16 protein-coding genes and 2 tRNA genes are annotated in these 17244 nt (G+C 67.0%); 3 read left to right on the plus strand and 15 right to left on the minus strand.

Annotated features, from left to right (window positions below):
* Positions 1 to 113: 113 nt before the first annotated feature.
* The 11 genes from JL37_RS09700 to JL37_RS09745 all read right to left on the minus strand — a co-directional run bounded on the left by JL37_RS09700 (position 114) and on the right by JL37_RS09745 (position 11951).
* Positions 114 to 198: transfer RNA gene (locus JL37_RS09700), tRNA-Leu, on the minus strand.
* A 141-nt stretch (positions 199 to 339) separates the two neighbouring features.
* A complete protein-coding gene (locus JL37_RS09705; protein WP_043543620.1) occupies positions 340 to 1329 on the minus strand; it encodes a tripartite tricarboxylate transporter substrate binding protein in 990 nt (329 codons plus the stop codon).
* A 105-nt stretch (positions 1330 to 1434) separates the two neighbouring features.
* Positions 1435 to 2610, minus strand: a complete 1176-nt coding sequence (locus JL37_RS09710) for an alpha-hydroxy acid oxidase (RefSeq protein ID WP_043543621.1) — start codon at positions 2608 to 2610, stop codon at positions 1435 to 1437.
* A complete protein-coding gene (locus JL37_RS09715) occupies positions 2607 to 3992 on the minus strand; it encodes a VOC family protein (RefSeq protein ID WP_043543623.1) in 1386 nt (461 codons plus the stop codon). Before JL37_RS09715 ends, JL37_RS09710 begins: the two co-directional genes overlap by 4 nt.
* Positions 3993 to 4073: 81 nt before the next feature.
* On the minus strand, positions 4074 to 5015 hold the full coding sequence (locus JL37_RS09720; protein ID WP_043543624.1) for a LysR substrate-binding domain-containing protein: 942 nt from the start codon (positions 5013 to 5015) through the stop codon (positions 4074 to 4076).
* A gap of 86 nt (positions 5016 to 5101) precedes the next feature.
* Positions 5102 to 6523: a YadA-like family protein gene (locus JL37_RS09725; RefSeq protein ID WP_081955018.1), complete on the minus strand. Its 1422-nt coding sequence runs from the start codon at positions 6521 to 6523 to the stop codon at positions 5102 to 5104.
* 78 nt (positions 6524 to 6601) lie between these two features.
* On the minus strand, positions 6602 to 8857 hold the full coding sequence (locus JL37_RS09730; protein WP_052097043.1) for a phosphocholine-specific phospholipase C: 2256 nt from the start codon (positions 8855 to 8857) through the stop codon (positions 6602 to 6604).
* Between the two features lie 37 nt (positions 8858 to 8894).
* Complete coding sequence (locus JL37_RS30660) at positions 8895 to 9065, minus strand: hypothetical protein (protein WP_197064589.1); 171 nt, start codon at positions 9063 to 9065, stop codon at positions 8895 to 8897.
* Between the two features lie 86 nt (positions 9066 to 9151).
* Entirely contained in the window at positions 9152 to 10156 is a 1005-nt protein-coding gene (gene phnE / locus JL37_RS09735; protein ID WP_043543627.1) for a phosphonate ABC transporter, permease protein PhnE, read from the minus strand.
* Positions 10153 to 10992, minus strand: coding sequence for a phosphonate ABC transporter ATP-binding protein (locus JL37_RS09740; protein ID WP_197064590.1), 840 nt, complete (start codon positions 10990 to 10992; stop codon positions 10153 to 10155). Before JL37_RS09740 ends, phnE begins: the two co-directional genes overlap by 4 nt.
* A gap of 23 nt (positions 10993 to 11015) precedes the next feature.
* On the minus strand, positions 11016 to 11951 hold the full coding sequence (locus JL37_RS09745; RefSeq protein WP_043543630.1) for a phosphate/phosphite/phosphonate ABC transporter substrate-binding protein: 936 nt from the start codon (positions 11949 to 11951) through the stop codon (positions 11016 to 11018).
* A 231-nt stretch (positions 11952 to 12182) separates the two neighbouring features.
* On the opposite strand from JL37_RS09745, the gene JL37_RS09750 reads away from it, so the two are divergent.
* Positions 12183 to 13022 (plus strand): HAD-IIA family hydrolase, encoded by an 840-nt coding sequence (locus JL37_RS09750; protein ID WP_043543632.1) that lies wholly within the window; start codon positions 12183 to 12185, stop codon positions 13020 to 13022.
* On the opposite strand, the gene JL37_RS09755 is transcribed toward JL37_RS09750, so the two are convergent.
* The 4 genes from JL37_RS09755 to JL37_RS09770 form a co-directional block, all read right to left on the minus strand.
* Positions 13016 to 13921: a MurR/RpiR family transcriptional regulator gene (locus tag JL37_RS09755; RefSeq protein WP_231570322.1), complete on the minus strand. Its 906-nt coding sequence runs from the start codon at positions 13919 to 13921 to the stop codon at positions 13016 to 13018. The genes JL37_RS09750 and JL37_RS09755 overlap by 7 nt on opposite strands.
* A 153-nt stretch (positions 13922 to 14074) precedes the next feature.
* Entirely contained in the window at positions 14075 to 14551 is a 477-nt protein-coding gene (secG, locus tag JL37_RS09760) for a preprotein translocase subunit SecG (protein WP_043543635.1), read from the minus strand.
* Between the two features lie 21 nt (positions 14552 to 14572).
* A complete protein-coding gene (tpiA, locus tag JL37_RS09765) occupies positions 14573 to 15319 on the minus strand; it encodes a triose-phosphate isomerase (protein ID WP_043543637.1) in 747 nt (248 codons plus the stop codon).
* A 132-nt stretch (positions 15320 to 15451) separates the two neighbouring features.
* A complete protein-coding gene (locus JL37_RS09770; RefSeq protein ID WP_043543639.1) occupies positions 15452 to 16429 on the minus strand; it encodes an NAD(P)H-quinone oxidoreductase in 978 nt (325 codons plus the stop codon).
* Positions 16430 to 16552: 123 nt separating this feature from the next.
* Between JL37_RS09770 and JL37_RS09775 the strand changes: the two genes are divergently transcribed.
* Positions 16553 to 16640: transfer RNA gene (locus JL37_RS09775), tRNA-Ser, on the plus strand.
* A gap of 161 nt (positions 16641 to 16801) precedes the next feature.
* Positions 16802 to 17239 carry a universal stress protein gene (locus JL37_RS09780; protein ID WP_043543640.1) on the plus strand — a complete coding sequence of 146 codons (438 nt, stop codon included), beginning with the start codon at positions 16802 to 16804 and terminating at the stop codon, positions 17237 to 17239.
* Positions 17240 to 17244: the final 5 nt, after the last annotated feature.

Below are 17244 nucleotides of genomic sequence, written 5' to 3' on the forward strand. Positions count from 1 at the left end.
TGCCCCCCAAGGGGGCGTTTTTGTCTTGGGACGGCCCAGCGACAAAAAACCCGCATCCTCATAGGAGAGATGCGGGTTCTTTACACTTCCAGGTATGCCCTGGAACAAATTCTTGGTGCCGACGGCGAGACTCGAACTCGCACAGCTTTCGCCACTACCCCCTCAAGATAGCGTGTCTACCAATTTCACCACGTCGGCTATTCCACCCGGAAAGACAAGCTTTCCTGGAAAGTCGAGCATTCTATCACGCAAATTGGATTTCGGGTGAGCCCGGCCCTATTTTGCCATCCGGGCACCACCCATCCCCTCGGCCTTTGGAGCGCCCCGGGGCGCCTTGCCTCAGTTGATTTGCAGATTGGTCGCCTTGACGACCTCGCCCCACTTGCGGGTTTCGCTTTCCATGAAGGCCTTGAACGCTTGCGGCGTGTTGGGCGGCGGAGGCATCAGGAAGCCGTTGGTCTGGTAGCTGGCGGCCAGGGCGGCGTCGGAGGTCAGGGCCTTGTTGACGGCGGCGTTGACCTTCTGGACGATTTCCGGCGGAGTGCCGGCGGGCGCGAACAGGCCGAACCACGCCGCCACGTCAAAGCCCGGCACGCCGGATTCGGCGATGGTCGGGATTTCCGGCGCGAACGGGACGCGGGAGCCGGTGGTGACGGCCAGGCCGGTCAGCTTGCCCGCGCGGACGTGGGGCAGCAGCGGCGGCAGGTTGTCGAAGATCGAGTCCACCTGCCCGCCCAGCAGGTCCGCCACGGCCGGACCGCTGCCACGGTAAGGCACGTGCAGGATGTCGATGCCGGTCTTCATCTTGAACAGCTCGCAGCCCAGGTGCGCGGACGAACCATTGCCGGGCGAGGCGCAGGTCAGCTTGCCGGGATTCTTCTTTGCGTAGTCGATGTATTCCTGCACGGTCTTGACGGGCACGCTGGCGTTGACCGCCAGGATGTTCGGCACCACATTCAGCAGCGCGACGGCGTCCAGGTCCTTGAGCGCGTCGTAGGACATTTTGGAGTACAGCGACTGGTTGATCGCGGTGGAGATGGAGCCCACGAACAGGGTGTAGCCGTCGGGCGCCGAACGGGCGACGGACTCGGCGCCAATGTTGCTGTTGGCGCCGGGCTTGTTCTCCACAACGAAGGTCTGGCCGAATTCCTTGCCCAGCACGTCGGCGATCATGCGCGCGCTGATATCGGTCGTGCCGCCCGGGGCATAGCCCACGACCAGCCGGACCGGCTTGGACGGATAGGCGCCGGCCTGGGCCAGGGCCGGGCCGGATGCGAAGCAAGCGAGCACCGCCACGGCGCCAGCCAGTTTGGTATAGGTTTTCTTCATGTTTCCTCCTGTCGAAAACGAATGAGCGCGCCCGAATGGGCGCCGCTATTTTTGTTGTTGTCTGGGCAAGGCCGCCCTTTGGGCCGCGCCGCGGCCCCGTCCGCCCTACGCGGGGCAGGCGGGACGTATCGGCGCGATCAAGTCCGGCGTGACGTCGGCCAGCGTGCGGCAGCCGAGCAGCGCCATGTTGGTCGAGATCTCGCTGCGGAATATCTCCGCCACTTTCCGGATGCCGGCATTGCCGCCGACCGCCGCGCCAAAAAGCTGCGGCCGGCCGGTGAAGACCATGCGCGCGCCCAACGCGATTGCCTTGAGCACGTCGGATCCCCGCCGAAAGCCTCCGTCTACCATGACCGGAAAACCTGGCGGCACCGCCGCCACGACGTCGGGCAGCGCCTGCAGCGGCGAAATGCAGCCGTCGAGCTGGCGTCCGCCGTGATTGGAAACGATGACGCCGTCGGCGCCGGCCTCGCAGGCCTGGCGCGCGTCGTCGGCGTGCATCACGCCCTTGAGCACCAGCTTGCCGGGCCAGTTCTTCCGGATCCAGCGGATGTGCTCCCACGACAGTTTGTCGCGCTCGCCGCGAAAGCCGTTGGGCGGGTCCTGCGTGATGGGCGGCCCGATTTCCTCGTACAGGTTCGAGAACCGCGGCACGCCGCTGCCGAACAGCGTGCGCATGAAGACATTCAGTGTCCAGCGCGGATGCAGCATGCCGTCCAGCACAACGCTGGCGCTCATCTTGAAGGGCACGGTGAAGGCCAGCCGCTGCAGGTTCTCGCGGTTGGCGCCGACGCAGGTGTCGATGGTGACGACCAGCACCGGTATCTCGGCCTGCCGCAGGCGGGCCATCAATCTGGCGATGCGTTCGATGTTGCCCGGCAGATAGGCCTGGTACCAGCAGCGCTTGCCCGTGGCCTCCTGCAGGCGTTCCAGCGGCACGCTGGAGGCGCCGCTGATAATGAACGGAATCCGCGCCTCCTGGGCGGCGCGCGCCAGCGCCAGATCGCACTCGTGCATCACGATGGCCGAAAACCCAGTGGGCGCGAAGCCCACGGGCATGGCGTAGTCCTGCCCGAACAGGCTGGCCTGGCTGTCGCGCTGGTCAACCACGCGCAGGCCGCGCGGGCGGAAACCGATGTCGCGCAGGGCGCGCACGCTCTCGTCGAGCGACGCGCCATCCTCGGTGCCGCCGCAGACGTAGCCCTCGACGCAGCGCGGCATGATGCGCCGCGCCTCGCGTTCGAAGTCCCGCACCGATAGGCAGCGGTCCAACCGGCTCATGCGGCCACCGGCGCGCTGAGCGCCTGCAGGCAGGCGGCCAGCGAACGGTCCTGCGTGTCCTGGTAGAGCGCCAGCTCATCCAGCACCGCAGCGCCCAGGGCCTGCTCGAAGGCGGCCTGGCTGGCGTTCTGCGCGTACTCGGCCTGCGCCTTGTCGCCCAGGTTCGACTGGAAGATGCCTGCGGCGCTGACCGGCAGGAAGTCCTCATACACCAGCGGCTCGAAGCGGATGTAGCCCTGGGCTATCAGCGATTGCGCATCGGTCTCGGAAGGCGCGCCCTCCTTGCCCGTCAGGTAATAGCGGAAGTAGGCAAGCCCCTGGGCATGGAGTTCGGCGTAATCGTCGGGGAACGCGGCGAAGCATTCCTGCAGGTTCTGCATGTAGGCCGCGGCGTTGCTTTCATTGGGCGCGCCGCTGATGCGGGTGCGCGCCAGGTCCAGCAGATGGTCGTACAGCGCCCGGCCCTTGCGCGTCAGGGCCACGCCGCGCTGTTCGATCTCGCCGAAGCGGGCCGTATGGCTGCCAACCGCGGAGCGGCCATCGGCGCCAGTGAAGCTCACGGCCTCCTCCAGCGCCTTGAAGCTGGTCTGGCGCAGCAGGATGGGACACTTGCGCGGCGGCGGGCCCTCGATCACGGCCTTGGCCGATACGCCGCGGCGCGGCATCTCCGCCTGGGCCTCATCGATGTCCAGGGTGCGCGGGGTCAGGTGATTGATGTGCGGGCCCTTGAAGGCCACCACGTCGGCGATCAGGCGGTGCTGGCCATGCAGCTCACGATAGTCGTCCAGGCTGACCGTGGCCTCGCCGTGCCAGCGGAAGGTGTGCAGGGCCTCGCCCACGAATTCCCGGGCGCTGGCTTCGTCCAGGCCGCCTTCGGACTCGAAGCGGGCGGCCAGCTCCAATGCCCTCGCGGTGAAGATCTGGCGGGCCGCGAGAATGCGGGCGGCCTTCTCGCGCAGCTCCGCGTCGCCGATCAATTCCAGGCGCAGCAGCGAGGTGAAAACGCGGAACGGGCTGGCCTGCAGCGCGGCCTCGTGCGTGGCGCGGAAGGCGGTCGAATGCACGGGCACGCCGGCCGGAGAAAGGTCGTAGTAGCCCACGGGCTGCATGCCCATCACGGCGAACACGCGGCGCATGTTGGCCAGTTCCTCGGCCGTGCCCACTCGGATGGCGCCGTGGCGCTCGATGTCCAGGCGCTCGATCTCGCCCGTGCGCGCCAGCTGCGCGGCCAGTTCGGGCTGTTCGGCCAGCGTCTGGGCGTTGACCTGGGCGACCAGGTCCAGCAGCGTGTCATACAGGGGCACTTCCGACTTGTACATGTCGGACATGGCGCGGGAGAACCAGGCGCGGATCTGGTCCGGGCTGACGAAATTCTGACTCATGGCGGGCTCGGCACATCGGTAGACAAAGGATGGCCGCATGAAATCATGACGCGCCGCCGCAATCAAATGAAAAAAATCGGCTTAATCAGTCCATTTTTTCATGGACCGCGCGCGCCGGGCGTCCAGGGCGCGCTTCTGTTCTGCCTCTTTCTCCACCCAGGCGACGAATTGCTTGATCTTCGGAACTTCCGCCGAATGCTCCGAATAGGCGACGAAGTACGCCCCGTCGCTGGGCTGCACATAGCCCCAGGGAATCACCAGCTTGCCGGCCTGCAACTCGTCTTCGGCCAGCAGCCGCGGCGTCAGGGCGATGCCGCAGCCGCCTTCGGCCGCGCGCACGCACATGTAGAAGGTGTCGAAACGAGGGCCGTGGTAGCTGCGGTCGGACTGGAAATGCTGGCGCGAGAAGTAGTCGTGCCAGGCCTCGGGCCGCGAAGCGCACTGGATCAGCGCCTGTTCGCTCAGCGCCTCCAGGCTGTCCACCCGATCTCCCGGCAGGAAGCCGGGCGCGCAGACTGGCACGACCTCGGCCTCGAACAGTTCGCGGCACTGGGCGCCGGGCAAGGTGCCGTGGCCGAAGAAGAAGGAAATGTCGATCTTGGCCTGCATCAGGTCGAAGGGCCGGGTTTCGCTGCGCACCTTGACCTGGATGTCCGGGTGCGCGGCCATGAACCCTTGCAGGCGCGGTATCAGCCAGCGCGCGCCGAACGTGGGCTGGGTGCCGATGGTGAGCACCTGGGTTTCGCTGCCGTAGGTCAGGATGTAGCGCGAGGACATGTCCACCTGGTTCAGGATGGCCCGCACCTCCGATTGGTACAAGGCCCCGGCCGGCGTCAACTGCAGGCGTCGCCGCACCCGCAGAAACAGCGGATTGCGCAGGAGCGCCTCCAGTTGCGCGATCTGCTTGCTGATCGCGCTCTGGGTCATGTGCAGTTCCTCGGCGGCGCGCGTAAAGCTCATGTGCCGCGCCACCGCCTCGAAACACTGGAGCGCCATCATCGATGGCATCAAACGCTTTTCCATGGGGCCGATCCGGGTATGACTGTGCTGGCGGCGGTCTGCAACCCATCGCCGGCCGCAGCGCTTGCGGCATTATCGCAGGCCCGGCCTCACCACTGGTATCCCACCCCCGCCGCACCGCCGAAATCGCCGCGCGACGTGCCGTTGGCGGAAACCTTGTAGACCCAGCGACCGCCGCCGGAAACTCGCGACAGGCCCAGGGCATAGCCCGATTCGCCATTCCAGGTGCCGCCGGCCATGGACAGCATGTTGCGTCCGGGCAGATAGGCTTGCGGCAGGGAGGCCGTCGCCATGGCCGCGGCCACGCCCGCGCTCAGCATGCGCTCCTGGGAATCCAGGTCGCTGCGCAGGTTCTGCAGGGAACGCTCGACCGCGCCTACCCGCGCCTCGCCCGCGCTGCCGACGGCGCGCAACTGCGCCACATTGACGGCATCGGTGTCCTCGCTGCCCGCGGCCACGCCCGTCACCTGGCGCCCGCCCATGTTTACTTCGCCCGAGGAGTTCTGGGGCTGCGCCATGCCATAGGCCTCGTAGTTCTCCTGCGCGCCGCGCGCCGCCGTGGAACCGGCGCCCAGCGCCACGCTGTTGCCCGCTGCCGCCACGGCGCCAGCGCCGACTGCGACGCTCTGAGTGGCCGCAGCCGATTCCGCGCCCACCGACACGCTGCGGTCCGCAACGGAACCCCGCCCCGCGTTCGAACCGATCGACACGTTGTCGCTGCCGCGCATGCCCGAGCCCGCGGCGGCGCCCTGCGCCACGTTGCGGTTGCCGACGACGTCGCGGCCGGCGGCCAGGCCGCTTGCCGTGTTGCCGTCGCCCTTCACGCCGTAGCCCGCATAGGCGCCGGCGGCCAGGTTGTTGGAACCGGTCACGTTCTGCCCGGCATTCCTGCCCTGCGCCAGGTTGCCGTCGCCCTCCACATGCTGGCCCGCGTTCTGGCCCTGGGCCAGATTGCCGTCTCCGACAACATCGCGGCCGGCCTCCTGGCCGAAGGCCGAATTGCCATTGCCGGCGACGTTGCGCCCGGCGTTGGTGCCATAGGCGGCATTGTTGTTGCCCACGGTGTCCGTGCCTGCCCAGAACCCGTAGGCATCGTTGTAGTCGCCCGTCACGTTCTGGCCTGCGCTGCGGCCGAACGACTGGTTCCAGCCACCCTGCACATTGGTGCCGGCGTAGTAGCCGATGGCCTGGTTGGCGTTCTTGCCTCCGACCTTGGAACCGGCCCCCTCGCCAATCGCAAGATTCCAGTTGGTGGACACGTCCTTGCCCGCGCCGTTGCCCAGGGCGATGTTGTTGCTGCCCGCCACATTGGCGCCGGCGTTCTTGCCTATCGCATGATTGCCCTTGCCCGTCACGCCCTGGCCCGCGCCAGGCCCGTAGCCAAGATTGCTGCCATCCCACTGCACGGGCGGCGCGGTCTGCGCATGCGCGGCCGAGCCGCCCGCCAGCGCTCCCGCCAGGACCGCCACGGACAAGCCGTTGGCGGCAAGAATTGCATATGTGTTTTTCATGTGTATTTGGTCGTTTGTTGTTCTGGACCGGCCGGGCCCGCACCCCGATGCGCGCCCGGCCCGCTTATGCCTCGCAGGTCACAGGTGAAGCGCCATGGCCGGATCGCTGACGCTGGGACGGCCGTTCTCCATGCGCCCGGCGAAACGCCGCTCGAAGCCTTCGGCGGTCACGGTGAAGTCGTACCAATTGCCGCTTTCCTTGATGGACCAATGGTGTTCCGCCACCGCGCCCGGCTCGACCGCCAGGGTCCAGGGGCCATCCGTGCGGTAGGCGTTGGACTGCAGCGCCGCCTGCAGGCGGGCCGTGCCGCGGTTGGACACCTTCACGTACAGCGCGCTGCCGGCGGGTTCGTAGCAGACCTGCACTTCCAGGGCCGCACCCCGCTGCGTGTTGCCGGCAAAGGTCCGTACGAAGCCGTTGCTGCTGTAGACCCATAGCTCGTAGTCTCCCCCGGTCCACGTGTCGGACAGCGTCTTGCCCGCTTCAACGGTGTAGCGTCGCGGAATCAAGTCCAGATTGCGCTTGTCGTAGACATGGAACACGGCGCCAGCTTCGCCCGTGTTGCTGAACAGCAGTTCCACGGCGCCGTCCTGGCCCAGGCGGGCGCTGGTGTGCAGCTCGTAGGGCAGCGCGCGGGACAGCCGCGTGCCGGCCTCCTGGTACAGCGGTTGCGGAATGGCGGGCGCCTGGGTCACCGCGGTGGTCGGCAGAAGTTTCTGCGCCGCATTGATGGCGGGATAGTTGCTCGTGTCGGGCAGTTTGGGAACGCTTGGATCGTTGGGATTGGCGAAGTCGAAGCAGGTGGTGAGGTCACCGCAGACCGCGCGGCTCCAGGGGCTGATGGCGTCCACCTGGATGCCGAAGCGCTGCTCCAGGAACCGGCCCACCGAGGTGTGGTCGAACACTTGCGAATTGACCCAGCCGCCCTTGCTCCACGGCGACACCACGTACATCGGCACGCGCGAACTCAGGCCCCACGGACGGATATTGCCGGTGATGGTGTCCTCTGCCTTCAGGTAGTTGCCCACGGAGGCATCGAAATACTCGCCCTCCAGCGGCACGGTGGACTTGCCCATCAACACGCCGTTGGCGTCATAGGACGGCACGGCCGGCATCGCCGCGTGGTCGAAGAAGCCGTCGTTCTCGTCGAAAGTCACGAATAGCGCGGTCTTACTCCAGACGTCGGGGTTCGAGGTCAGCGCGTCCAGCACGTCGGCAATGAAATCGGCCGCGCCGGCCACGCCTTCGCTGCTGCCCGGGTGCTCGGCCAGGGCCTGCGTGGGCAGCACCCACGACACCTCCGGCAAAGTGCCATTGGCCACGTCCTGCTTCAGCTGGGCCAGGAAATTCACGGCGCCGTCGTTCTTTTCGGGGCCGCCCGTCAGGCCGTGCTCATAGATGGGCGAACCCGGCTGCGCGGTGCGGAAACTCTGGAAAGCCAGGCAGCCGTGCATCGCGCCCGTCCAGTTGTTGTTCATGTTCTGGTAGATGTGCCAGCTGACTCCAGCGCGCTGCAGCAGATCGGGCAAGGTGTCCCACTTGAAGGCGCTGTTCTTGTACTTGTAGTTGTAGGCGCCCGTCACGGGGTCGATCTGGCCAGAGCCGTCCGCTTCCTGCGCGCGGCCCGCCATCCAGTTGGAGGGGCTGGGCCAGCAGCGCGAGTTGACGGGCTCGGAATCGGTGTCCGTGCAATTGATGCCCAGCTTGCGCAGTTCTGGGTTGGCATTGGCGCCCGACCAGAACACGATGCGGTTCGGGTCGGTGCCGGTCAGGATGGAACAGTGGTAGCCGTCGCACACCGTGAACGCGTCGGCCAGCGCGAACTGGAACGGAATGTCCTCGCGCATGAAGAAGCCCATGGTTGCCTGGTTCTTGAACTGGATCCACTGGTCCATCTTCCCCTGGTTCCAGGCCGCTTGCTGATCGGGGAAATTGTGCGGCGTGCCCGATCCGATCAGCGCATTGCTGGTGCGGGAATCGCGGCGGAAGGGCTGGATGTCCTGGCCGCCCTTGGGATCGGGCTGGAAAAACACCGACTTGCCGCTGGCCAACGGAATCGGGAAGCGGTCGCCAAAGCCGCGCACGCCGCGCATGGTGCCGAAATAATGGTCGAACGAGCGGTTCTCCTGCATCAGGATCACGATGTGCTTGATGTCCTTGATCGTGCCGCTGTCGACCGCTGCGGGAATGGCCAGCGCGCGCTGGATGGAGGCGGGCAGCAACGCCATCGCCGACAATGCGCCGGCCGCCTGGGCCGATGCGCGGAAGAACTGGCGGCGCCCCGGCAAGGACGGGGACGCGCTGGCGGGATGCGAGGTATGGGTCTTGGTCATGGGGCTACTCATGCGTTGGGTTGGGCGGAACGGACGTTCAAGGCGCGCAGCGCAGTTGCGGCGCGGGCGGCTGCGGCTCGGGCTGCTCGGTCTCGGGCGGCGAGGCCGTGTCGTCATCCGAGTCGTCATCGCCGCCGCAAGCGGCAAGGGTCAGGCTCAGGGCGATGGCCGCAAAAAGGGCGCGGCCCAGTGCAAAGTACGGGGTCATGAAAACTCCTGGTCATGGAACGTTGCCGGGTCGGTCCGGCAGGAAACCTATCGGGGCGCGGCGGCCGGGCTGGCCGCCGCGCCGGCTCAGCTCAAGCGGCGCCGCAACCGCGCGGCAACCTGGTCCAGCAAGAACACGGTGATGAAGATCACGACGAGGATGGTCCCGACGTGGGCGTACTGGTACATGTCGTAGCGGCCTTTCAGTTCCTGCCCGATGCCGCCCGCGCCCACCAGTCCCACGACCGTGGCCATGCGCACGTTGCGGTCCAGGATGTACAGCGTGTAGCCAGTGAACTTGGGCATTACCTGCGGCAGCACCGCGTAGGCCAGCACGCGCGGCTTGCCGGCCCCGATTGCGGCCAGCGCCTCTTGCGGCTTGGTATCGGCCGTCTCGATGTCCTCGGCGTAGAACTTGCCCAGGAATCCCATCGAGTGAATGGCCAGCGCCAGCACTCCGGCGATCGGACCGAAGCCGTAGGCCAGCACCAGGAACAGTGCGCAGATCAATTCCGGCATGGCGCGGAACATGCTGACCACTGCCCGCGCCGCCACGTAGAGCAGACGGTTGGGCGCGTAGTTGCGCGCGCTGCAATAGGCCAGCGGCGCACTGCCCAGCACAGCCAGAAGCGTCGCCCAGATTGCGATCTCGAAGGTCTCGACCATCTTGACCGCCACCCGCCACAGATAGCCCAGCGGTTCCACCAGGTAGGTCTGCGTGGATACCTCGTCTTCCATTTTCAGCGTGTGCGGATTCAACCGGCTTTCGGTCGCCTGCACCGTTTCCACGCGCGACAGCCAAGGCAGCTTTTCAGGATCGAAGCCTTCGATGCGCGAAGTCTCCGTGCGATACGAGACCTGTAGCGGGAACAGGTTGCCGGCCAAGGCGCCCAGGCCCGACGTCACCTGGGACTGCTCCTTCAACCCGACCGCGGCCAGCGCGCCGTCCAGGGTCAATGCCGCCATGCGGCCCATTTCCACCCGCTGGCCGGTGTAGAGGAACAACATCAGCGCCGTAATGACGATCAGCAGTGCCCTGGCGCCGTAGGGCGGATCCAGGCGCCATCCGGCGCTTTCCGCACGAGTGTTCATTGCGCGCCTCCCGCGGACAAGGCTACCGGCCGTATCGATGGGGCGGAGCGCGGGCTGGCGGCGCCTGGGCTCGCCAGTCCGGGCGGCATGGCGCCGCCCTCCGGCCGCGCGGCCTGGTACAGCGCGCGGGCGGTGGCCTCATCGAACTGGCCGGCGGGCCCGTCGAACATCATGAGGCCGTGGCGCAAGGCAACGATGCGGTCAGCGAACTCCCGCGCCAGGTCGACCTGGTGCAGGCTGCAAAGCACGGTCGCGCCGCGCTCCCGCGCCTGATTGCGCAACAGCTCCAGAATGTCGCGGCTGATGCGCGGGTCCAGGCTGGCCACGGGTTCGTCGGCCAGCAGCAAGGCGGGCGCCAGCATGAAGGCGCGGGCAATGCCCACGCGCTGTTGCTGGCCGCCTGACAATTCGCTCACCCGGCGTTGCAGGTGTTCGGGCTGCAGGCCGACCTCGCGCACCAGCCGACAGGCACGCTCGCGCAACTCTGCCGGAAAGCGCATCAGATAGGCGCGCCATGCCGGCAGGCGCGGCAGCGCGCCCGACAGTACGTTGGTCGCCACCGTGGCGCGCGACACCAGGTTGAAGTGCTGATGCACCATGCCGATCCGCGGCCGCACGGCCGCCAGCGTCGATGCCTGCACCTGCGTGCCATCGACCCACACTTCACCCTGTGTCGGCGCGATCAGCCCATTGGCCATGCGCAGCAAGGTCGATTTTCCAGCGCCCGACGCGCCCAGGATCACGCAGAACTGGCCGCGCGGCACCCGCAGCGAAACCGAATCCAGCGCGGTTGTGCCGTCGGCGTAGCGCATGCCCACGGATTCGTAGCGCAGCATGTCCATTTCCCTTGCCCCGGCGGTCACCGCTGTGCCGCCTTCTGCAGGATTTCGCCCTTGATTTCGTCGGTCAGCAGGGCCATCTTCGACGCGGGGCCGGCGAACTGCGCCTCGGAAAACTCGGTATCGAAGCGGTCGAGCTTGGCGCCGCCATAGCCGCGCACCATGTCCGGGGTCACGCCGGGCGCCTGGTGCACCTTGGAAAATGCCTGCTTGAGCGCGGCCTTGAGCGGCTCCGGCAGCTTGGTGTTCATCGCCAGCGGCGGGTACGGAATGGGCTCGCTCTTGAAAATCACCTTCACGGACTTCGGATCCACCGCGCCCTGGCGCACGGCCTTGTCGAAGGAATCGAACGACAGCGCGGCCGCGTCGACCTGGCCCTGCACCAGCGCGGCCAGGCTGCTGGCATGGCTGCCGGTCAGCTGCAGCGCCGCCAGGTCCTTGGCGGGGTCCATGCCGTCCTTGATCATGGACGCAACCTGGAAGGTGAAGCTGGAGGCCGAATTCACGTCGCCGAACGCGGCGCGCCTGCCCTTCAGGTCGGCCAGCGAATTGATCGGCGAACCCGCCTTGGCGAACATCGCGGCGTAGTACGCGGATTCGCCCTTCTGCACTCCCACGGCCAGCAATTGCGCGCAATGGCGCTCATGCGCCTGCACGTAGGAAACGGGACCGAGGAACGCCACCTCGGCCAGCTGATTGCACATGCCTTCCACCACGGCGCCGTAGGACTGGCCCACCGTCAATTGGAAATGCAGGCCCGTGCTGCGCGTGATGGCGTTGAAGATCGGGGCGTAGTCGGCCTTGGTGCCCGACTCGGTGCCGCCATCGGCTGGAATGAGCAGCACGCGCAGCGGACGCTGTTGCGAGCCGTCGGGCTGGGATTGGGCTTGGGCGAGGGGCGCGGCGGCCAGCAGGGAAAGCAGCGCCAGAGCGGGCGCGCAGGTGCGGATTTTCATTTGCATGTTCCTGGTCTTGGAGAAGTTGCCATCGGGGCGCAAGGGGGCGCGGCCCTGATTCCGGAACGCAGGTTAGTCATCGCACATGACAGGCAAATGAAAATTACTCAAATCAAAAAAATGAATTTTTGAATTTTGTTCAGATAAAATCACAGCCGCCGGGTATGCCTGAATCGTCGCGGGCGCCCACTCCCTCAACCCGCACGCGCTTCGACGCCTCCTCGCCGATCCATGACCCGCATTGCCTGCACTCCCCTCTCTTCCCCCCCGCAAGCCCCAACCGCCGAGCCGCCCTGGACCACGCGCTCGCGCGGCCTGATCCTGGATCTGGACGGAACCCTGATACGCGGGCCTGAAGTGATACCCGGCGCCAGCGAACTGCTGACCCGCTGGGCGGGACGCTATGTCATCGTGTCCAACAACTCCACCGATACGGCGGCCGGCCTGGCGCCGCGTTTACGGGCAATGGGCCTGCCGGTGCAGTCCGAAGCGCTGGTCCTGGCCGGTGAACAGGCCTTGCGCCATATCGCCCGCCAGCATCCAGGCGCCAGGCTGATGCTCTGCGCCTCGGATGCCATGCACGCCTGCGCCGCCGGCCTGGGCTTGACGCCGGTGTCCCGCGACGCGGACATCGTCCTGCTGGCGCGCGATCTCGCCTTTGGCTATGGCACGCTGCAGACCCTGGCGCGGGAGCTTGCGCATGGCGCGGTGTTGATGGCCAGCAATGGCGACCTCACCCACCCGGGTCCGCAGGGGGTCGTCGTCCCCGAGACGGGCGCGCTGCTGCAGTCGGTGCTGGCCTGCGTGCCCGGCGTGCGGCCGCAGGTGTTCGGCAAGCCTGGCGCCATGCTGCTGGAGGAAGGCATGCGCCGGCTGGGCCTGACGCCGGCCGACACCACGGTCATCGGCGACAACGTGCGCACCGATGCGCTGGGCGCGGTACGCCTGGGTATCGGTTACCTGCTGGTCGGCAATGCGCCCTACGCGGACGCCCCGGACGTAGCCAGCCTGCTGGATAGCGCATGCGCGCGCCGGCATGAGCTGCCGGCGGGCATCGAGGGCGATCAATAACGCTTGTTCGACAGCACGTCGAAGGTGCTGCGCAGCGTGGAGACGGCCTTGTCGTAATCGGACAGGGCCAGGCAGGCGATCAGGGTATCGATGATGGCCAGCTGGGCCAGCCGGCTGGTCATCGCCTCGGTGCGGAAACGCGTCTCGCGCGACATGGTGTGCAGCACCACGTCGGCGTATTCCTGGATCGGCGATTTGCCGAAATTGGTGATGCAGACCGTGCGCGCGCCGGCCTCCTTGGCCAGCCGCGTCGCCAGCACGGTCTCATGCGTGCTGCCCGAGTGGGAAATCGTCAGCACCGCGACGTCCGGCCCGGTCAGCGATGCGCTGATGGCCTGCACGTGGGAATCGGTGACTGCCGTGGCGTGCAGGCCGATACGCAGCATGCGGTAGTGCGCGTCGTGGGCGATGACCGCCGAGCTGCCGATCCCATAGATCTCCACCCGGCGCGCGCCGCGGATCAGATCCACCGCCGCAGACAGCGCCGCCACGTCCAGCACCGATTCGGTTTCCTGCAAGGTCTGGATATTGCTGTGGAAGATCTTGCTGATGACCTGCGCCGGCGTGTCGTGGGCGGCCAGGTCTTCATGGATGTATTGCACCGGCTGCACGATTTGCTGCGCCAGCGCGATCTTCAATTGCTGGAAGCCCGTGGCGCCCAGCAGCTTGCAGAAGCCCACCACGCTGCCTTCGCTGCACTGGGTGCGTTCCGCCACCTCGCTCACCGACATGTGAACCACTTCGGCGGGATGGCGTATGACGAATTCGCCTATGCGCTGCGAAGCCGCCCCCATCGACGGCAACAGGCTCTGGATGCGGGACAGCATGGCCTGCGGCGAGCCCCGTTGCGCATCGGCGGCGGCGGACGGAATTCGGGAAGAGCGTTTGGATGTAGCCATGGCGGGTCGATGATCGGAGAGGCGGATGCGAACGCAACGATACCTTACCGCCCGCCGTGCGGACTTGCCGCCCCCACTACGAGGGCGTTTCCCCCCGGCAGGCCCGGCGATGAAAAAAGGCCGGCATGAGCCGGCCTTTTCGCTTGCTGTGGCTTACTTCGCGGGCGTTTCAGCCGGCTTGTCGCCTGTGGCCGGAGCCGGAGCGGCGGGCGCTGCAGGGGCCGAGGGCACCGACGCGTCGGGCTTGGCCGGAGCCGCGGGAACCGAAGCTGCGCCCGGCACGGACGAGGAGCCCGACGGAGTCGCCGGCGTCGAACCCGGCACCTGGGGAACCGAACGGTCGGCCGGGTAGCTCTGCATCACGCCGGACTCGACGGCGGAGCTGGTCGAGCCCTTGTGGCTGACGTAGGCCAGGCCGGCCGTGGACGCGAAGAAGACGACGGCCGCCCACTTGGTTGCGCGCGACAGGAAGTTCGCCGCGCCGGTAGCGCCGAACAGGCTGCCGGCCGAGCCGCTGCCGAAAGCGGACCCCATGTCGGCGCCTTTGCCCTGCTGCAGCAGGACCAGGACAATGATAGCCAGCGCCGATATCACTTGGACGGCCAGCAGAAGTTTGAGCATCAAGGGCATTGCAGACTCCGGAACGGAAACTTAGATGGCGGCGATTCGCAGAAATTCTTCGGCCACAAGCGACGCGCCGCCGACCAGGGCCCCGTCGATATCAGTCATGGCGAACAAACTGGCGGCGTTGGCAGCTTTGACGCTGCCGCCGTACAACACTTGCACCTGCCCGGCGCCCAGGGCGCGCAAGGCGGCGCGGATGGCGCCGTGGACTTCCTGCGCCTGCTCGGGGCTGGCGCTGCGGCCCGTGCCGATGGCCCAGACGGGCTCGTAGGCCAGGACCATGCGCGACACGGCCTCGGCTCCCAGGGCCAGCACGGGCTTGAGCTGGCGCTCGATCACGGCGAGGGTGTTGCCGGCATCGCGGTCGGCCAGGGATTCCCCGACGCAAACCACCGGAGTCAGGCCGGCGGCCAGGGCGGCCTGGGCCTTGGCGGCGACGGCTTCATCCGTTTCTCCGTGCAGCACGCGCCGCTCGGAATGGCCGGCCAGGGCCCAGCGGCAGCCGAATTCCTTCAGCATGGAGCCGGAGACTTCCCCGGTGTAGGCGCCCTTGTCGTGCGCGCTGACGTCCTGCGCCCCCCAGGACACGCTGCTTCCGGTCAGGGCCGAAGCGGCTTGCGCCAGGTACGGGAACGGAACGCAGACGCCGATTTCGCAGTGGCTCGCAGCATCCGCGGCACGCAGCTCGGTCAGCAACGCGGCGTTCTCGGCCAGGTTACCGTGCATCTTCCAGTTGCCCAGCACGAGGCGGGCGCGGTTTTCGACTGAAGTCATGGCGAATTGTCTAGAGAGGGGCCTAGAGGAATTGCGGACGGCAAGCGCCCACGGGCCTGCCTGGAAAAAATTCCAGGCGAAACCCGTGATTGTATCCTGTTGCGCGGCGCTACGCCGAACGCCGCGCGATTCTTACATTGTCAGGATGATTTTGCCGATGTTTTCACCGCTTTCCATCATGGCATGGGCGCGGGAGGCCTCCGCCAACGGGAAGGTGGCGTGCACGATGGGCTTGATGGCCCCTTTTTCCAGCAGCGGCCAGGCCTGCTCGCGCAGGGCGCGGGCGATGGCGCCCTTGAAGGCGACCGGACGGGGACGCAGGGTGGAGCCGGTGATGGTCAGGCGGCGGCGCATGACCTGGGCCGTGTCCACGTTGGCGTGGGATCCACCCAGTTGGGCGATGATAACGATGCGGCCGTCGTCGGCCAGGCACTGCATGTCGCGGGCGATATAGTCGCCGGCCACCATGTCCAGGATCACGTCCACGCCGCGCCCGCCGGTCGCGTCCAGCACTTCCTTCACGAAGTCCTGGGTCTTGTAGTTGATGCCGCGCTCGGCGCCCAGGGCTTCCACCGCGCGGGCCCGCTCGTCGCTGCCGACCGTGGCGTAGACCTTGTGGCCCATGGCGCGGGCCAGCTGGATCGCCGTGGTGCCGATGCCGCTGGCGCCGCCGTGCACCAGCAGGGCCTCGCCCTCGGCCAGGCGGCCGCGGTCGAACACGTTGCTCCAGACGGTGAAATAGGTTTCCGGCAGGCCGGCGGCCTCGATGTCGGACAGACCCTTGGGAATGGGCAGGCATTGCTCCACGGGCGCCACGCAGTACTCCGCGTAGCCGCCGCCCGCCACCAGGGCGCAGACCTTGTCGCCCACGGCGAAGCCGCTGCCGGCCAGGTCGCCGCCGACGATCTCGCCGGCCACTTCCAGGCCCGGCAGGTCCGAGGCGCCGCGCGGCGGGGCGTAGTTGCCCTTGCGCTGGAACACGTCCGGGCGGTTGACGCCCGCGGCGCTCACTTTGATCAGGACTTCACCCGCGCCGGTTTCCGGCGTGGGACGCTCCACGGGGACCAGGACCTCGGGGCCACCAGGGCGAGAGATTTCTACGGCGTGCATCGCGTGCCTCCTTTGCAGCAAATGGATTATTATTGCGCCCTTTACTGCGGATCGCGTCCGCTTCGGGCAGATTGTTTGCCAGATGGCCGGATTGCCGGACGATACGCGGTCCATGCACGACCCGGAAGCGTGGCAGAGTGGTCGATTGCACCGGTCTTGAAAACCGGCAACGGGCAACCGTTCGTGAGTTCGAATCTCACCGCTTCCGCCAACATATGGAATCAAGCCCTTGCTCCGCAAGGGCTTTTTCATTTGGCCTCGGGCATGCCCCGGAATGTCCCCGCAAGGGGTAGTATGGATAGTGCTGCTGCTGTTCACGCTCCTCGGAGGGCGCCCGGACTCGCGCGCCCTCCTCACCTTCAGGAGGTTGTCATGTACAAGCACATACTCATCCCCATCGATGGATCCGCCCTGGCCTATTCCGGCCTGGACCAAGGGCTGGGCCTGGCCCGCGCGCTGGGCGCAAGCGTCACGGTGCTGACTGTCTACAGCCCCTTCCAGACGATTTCCATGGAAACCGTGCAATTGGAAGGGGTGCGCACGGAATACGAACGCCACGCCCGCGACTTGGCCCAATCCTACCTGGCGGACGCCGCGGCCCGGGCAAAAACCGCCGGCGTGGCCTGCACGACGGAAATGCGCGAAAGCAGCAACCCCTACCAGGCGATCATCGACCTGGCGATGACCGAGGGCTGCGACCTGATCGCCATGTCGTCGCGAGGCCACGGCGCGATGGCGGCCATGCTGCTGGGCAGCCAGACGCAAAAAGTGCTGGCGCACTCCACACTGCCGGTGATGGTGTACCGCTGAGATCG

It is taken from the genome of Achromobacter sp. RTa, assembly GCF_000757485.1.
Classification (GTDB): Bacteria; Pseudomonadota; Gammaproteobacteria; order Burkholderiales; family Burkholderiaceae_B; genus Achromobacter.

Coding starts and splice junctions, on each gene's coding strand:
- tpiA (WP_043543637.1), bottom strand. CDS start 15,319: ATGACTTCAGTCGAAAACCGCGCCCGCCTCGTGCTGGGCAACTGGAAG.
- JL37_RS09705 (WP_043543620.1), bottom strand. CDS start 1,329: ATGAAGAAAACCTATACCAAACTGGCTGGCGCCGTGGCGGTGCTCGCT.
- JL37_RS09710 (WP_043543621.1), bottom strand. CDS start 2,610: ATGAGCCGGTTGGACCGCTGCCTATCGGTGCGGGACTTCGAACGCGAG.
- JL37_RS09715 (WP_043543623.1), bottom strand. CDS start 3,992: ATGAGTCAGAATTTCGTCAGCCCGGACCAGATCCGCGCCTGGTTCTCC.
- JL37_RS09780 (WP_043543640.1), top strand. CDS start 16,802: ATGTACAAGCACATACTCATCCCCATCGATGGATCCGCCCTGGCCTAT.
- JL37_RS09720 (WP_043543624.1), bottom strand. CDS start 5,015: ATGGAAAAGCGTTTGATGCCATCGATGATGGCGCTCCAGTGTTTCGAG.
- JL37_RS30660 (WP_197064589.1), bottom strand. CDS start 9,065: ATGACCCCGTACTTTGCACTGGGCCGCGCCCTTTTTGCGGCCATCGCC.
- JL37_RS09770 (WP_043543639.1), bottom strand. CDS start 16,429: ATGCACGCCGTAGAAATCTCTCGCCCTGGTGGCCCCGAGGTCCTGGTC.
- phnE (WP_043543627.1), bottom strand. CDS start 10,156: ATGAACACTCGTGCGGAAAGCGCCGGATGGCGCCTGGATCCGCCCTAC.
- JL37_RS09750 (WP_043543632.1), top strand. CDS start 12,183: ATGACCCGCATTGCCTGCACTCCCCTCTCTTCCCCCCCGCAAGCCCCA.
- JL37_RS09745 (WP_043543630.1), bottom strand. CDS start 11,951: ATGAAAATCCGCACCTGCGCGCCCGCTCTGGCGCTGCTTTCCCTGCTG.
- JL37_RS09740 (WP_197064590.1), bottom strand. CDS start 10,992: ATGCTGCGCTACGAATCCGTGGGCATGCGCTACGCCGACGGCACAACC.
- secG (WP_043543635.1), bottom strand. CDS start 14,551: ATGCCCTTGATGCTCAAACTTCTGCTGGCCGTCCAAGTGATATCGGCG.
- JL37_RS09755 (WP_231570322.1), bottom strand. CDS start 13,921: ATGGCTACATCCAAACGCTCTTCCCGAATTCCGTCCGCCGCCGCCGAT.
- JL37_RS09730 (WP_052097043.1), bottom strand. CDS start 8,857: ATGACCAAGACCCATACCTCGCATCCCGCCAGCGCGTCCCCGTCCTTG.
- JL37_RS09725 (WP_081955018.1), bottom strand. CDS start 6,523: ATGAAAAACACATATGCAATTCTTGCCGCCAACGGCTTGTCCGTGGCG.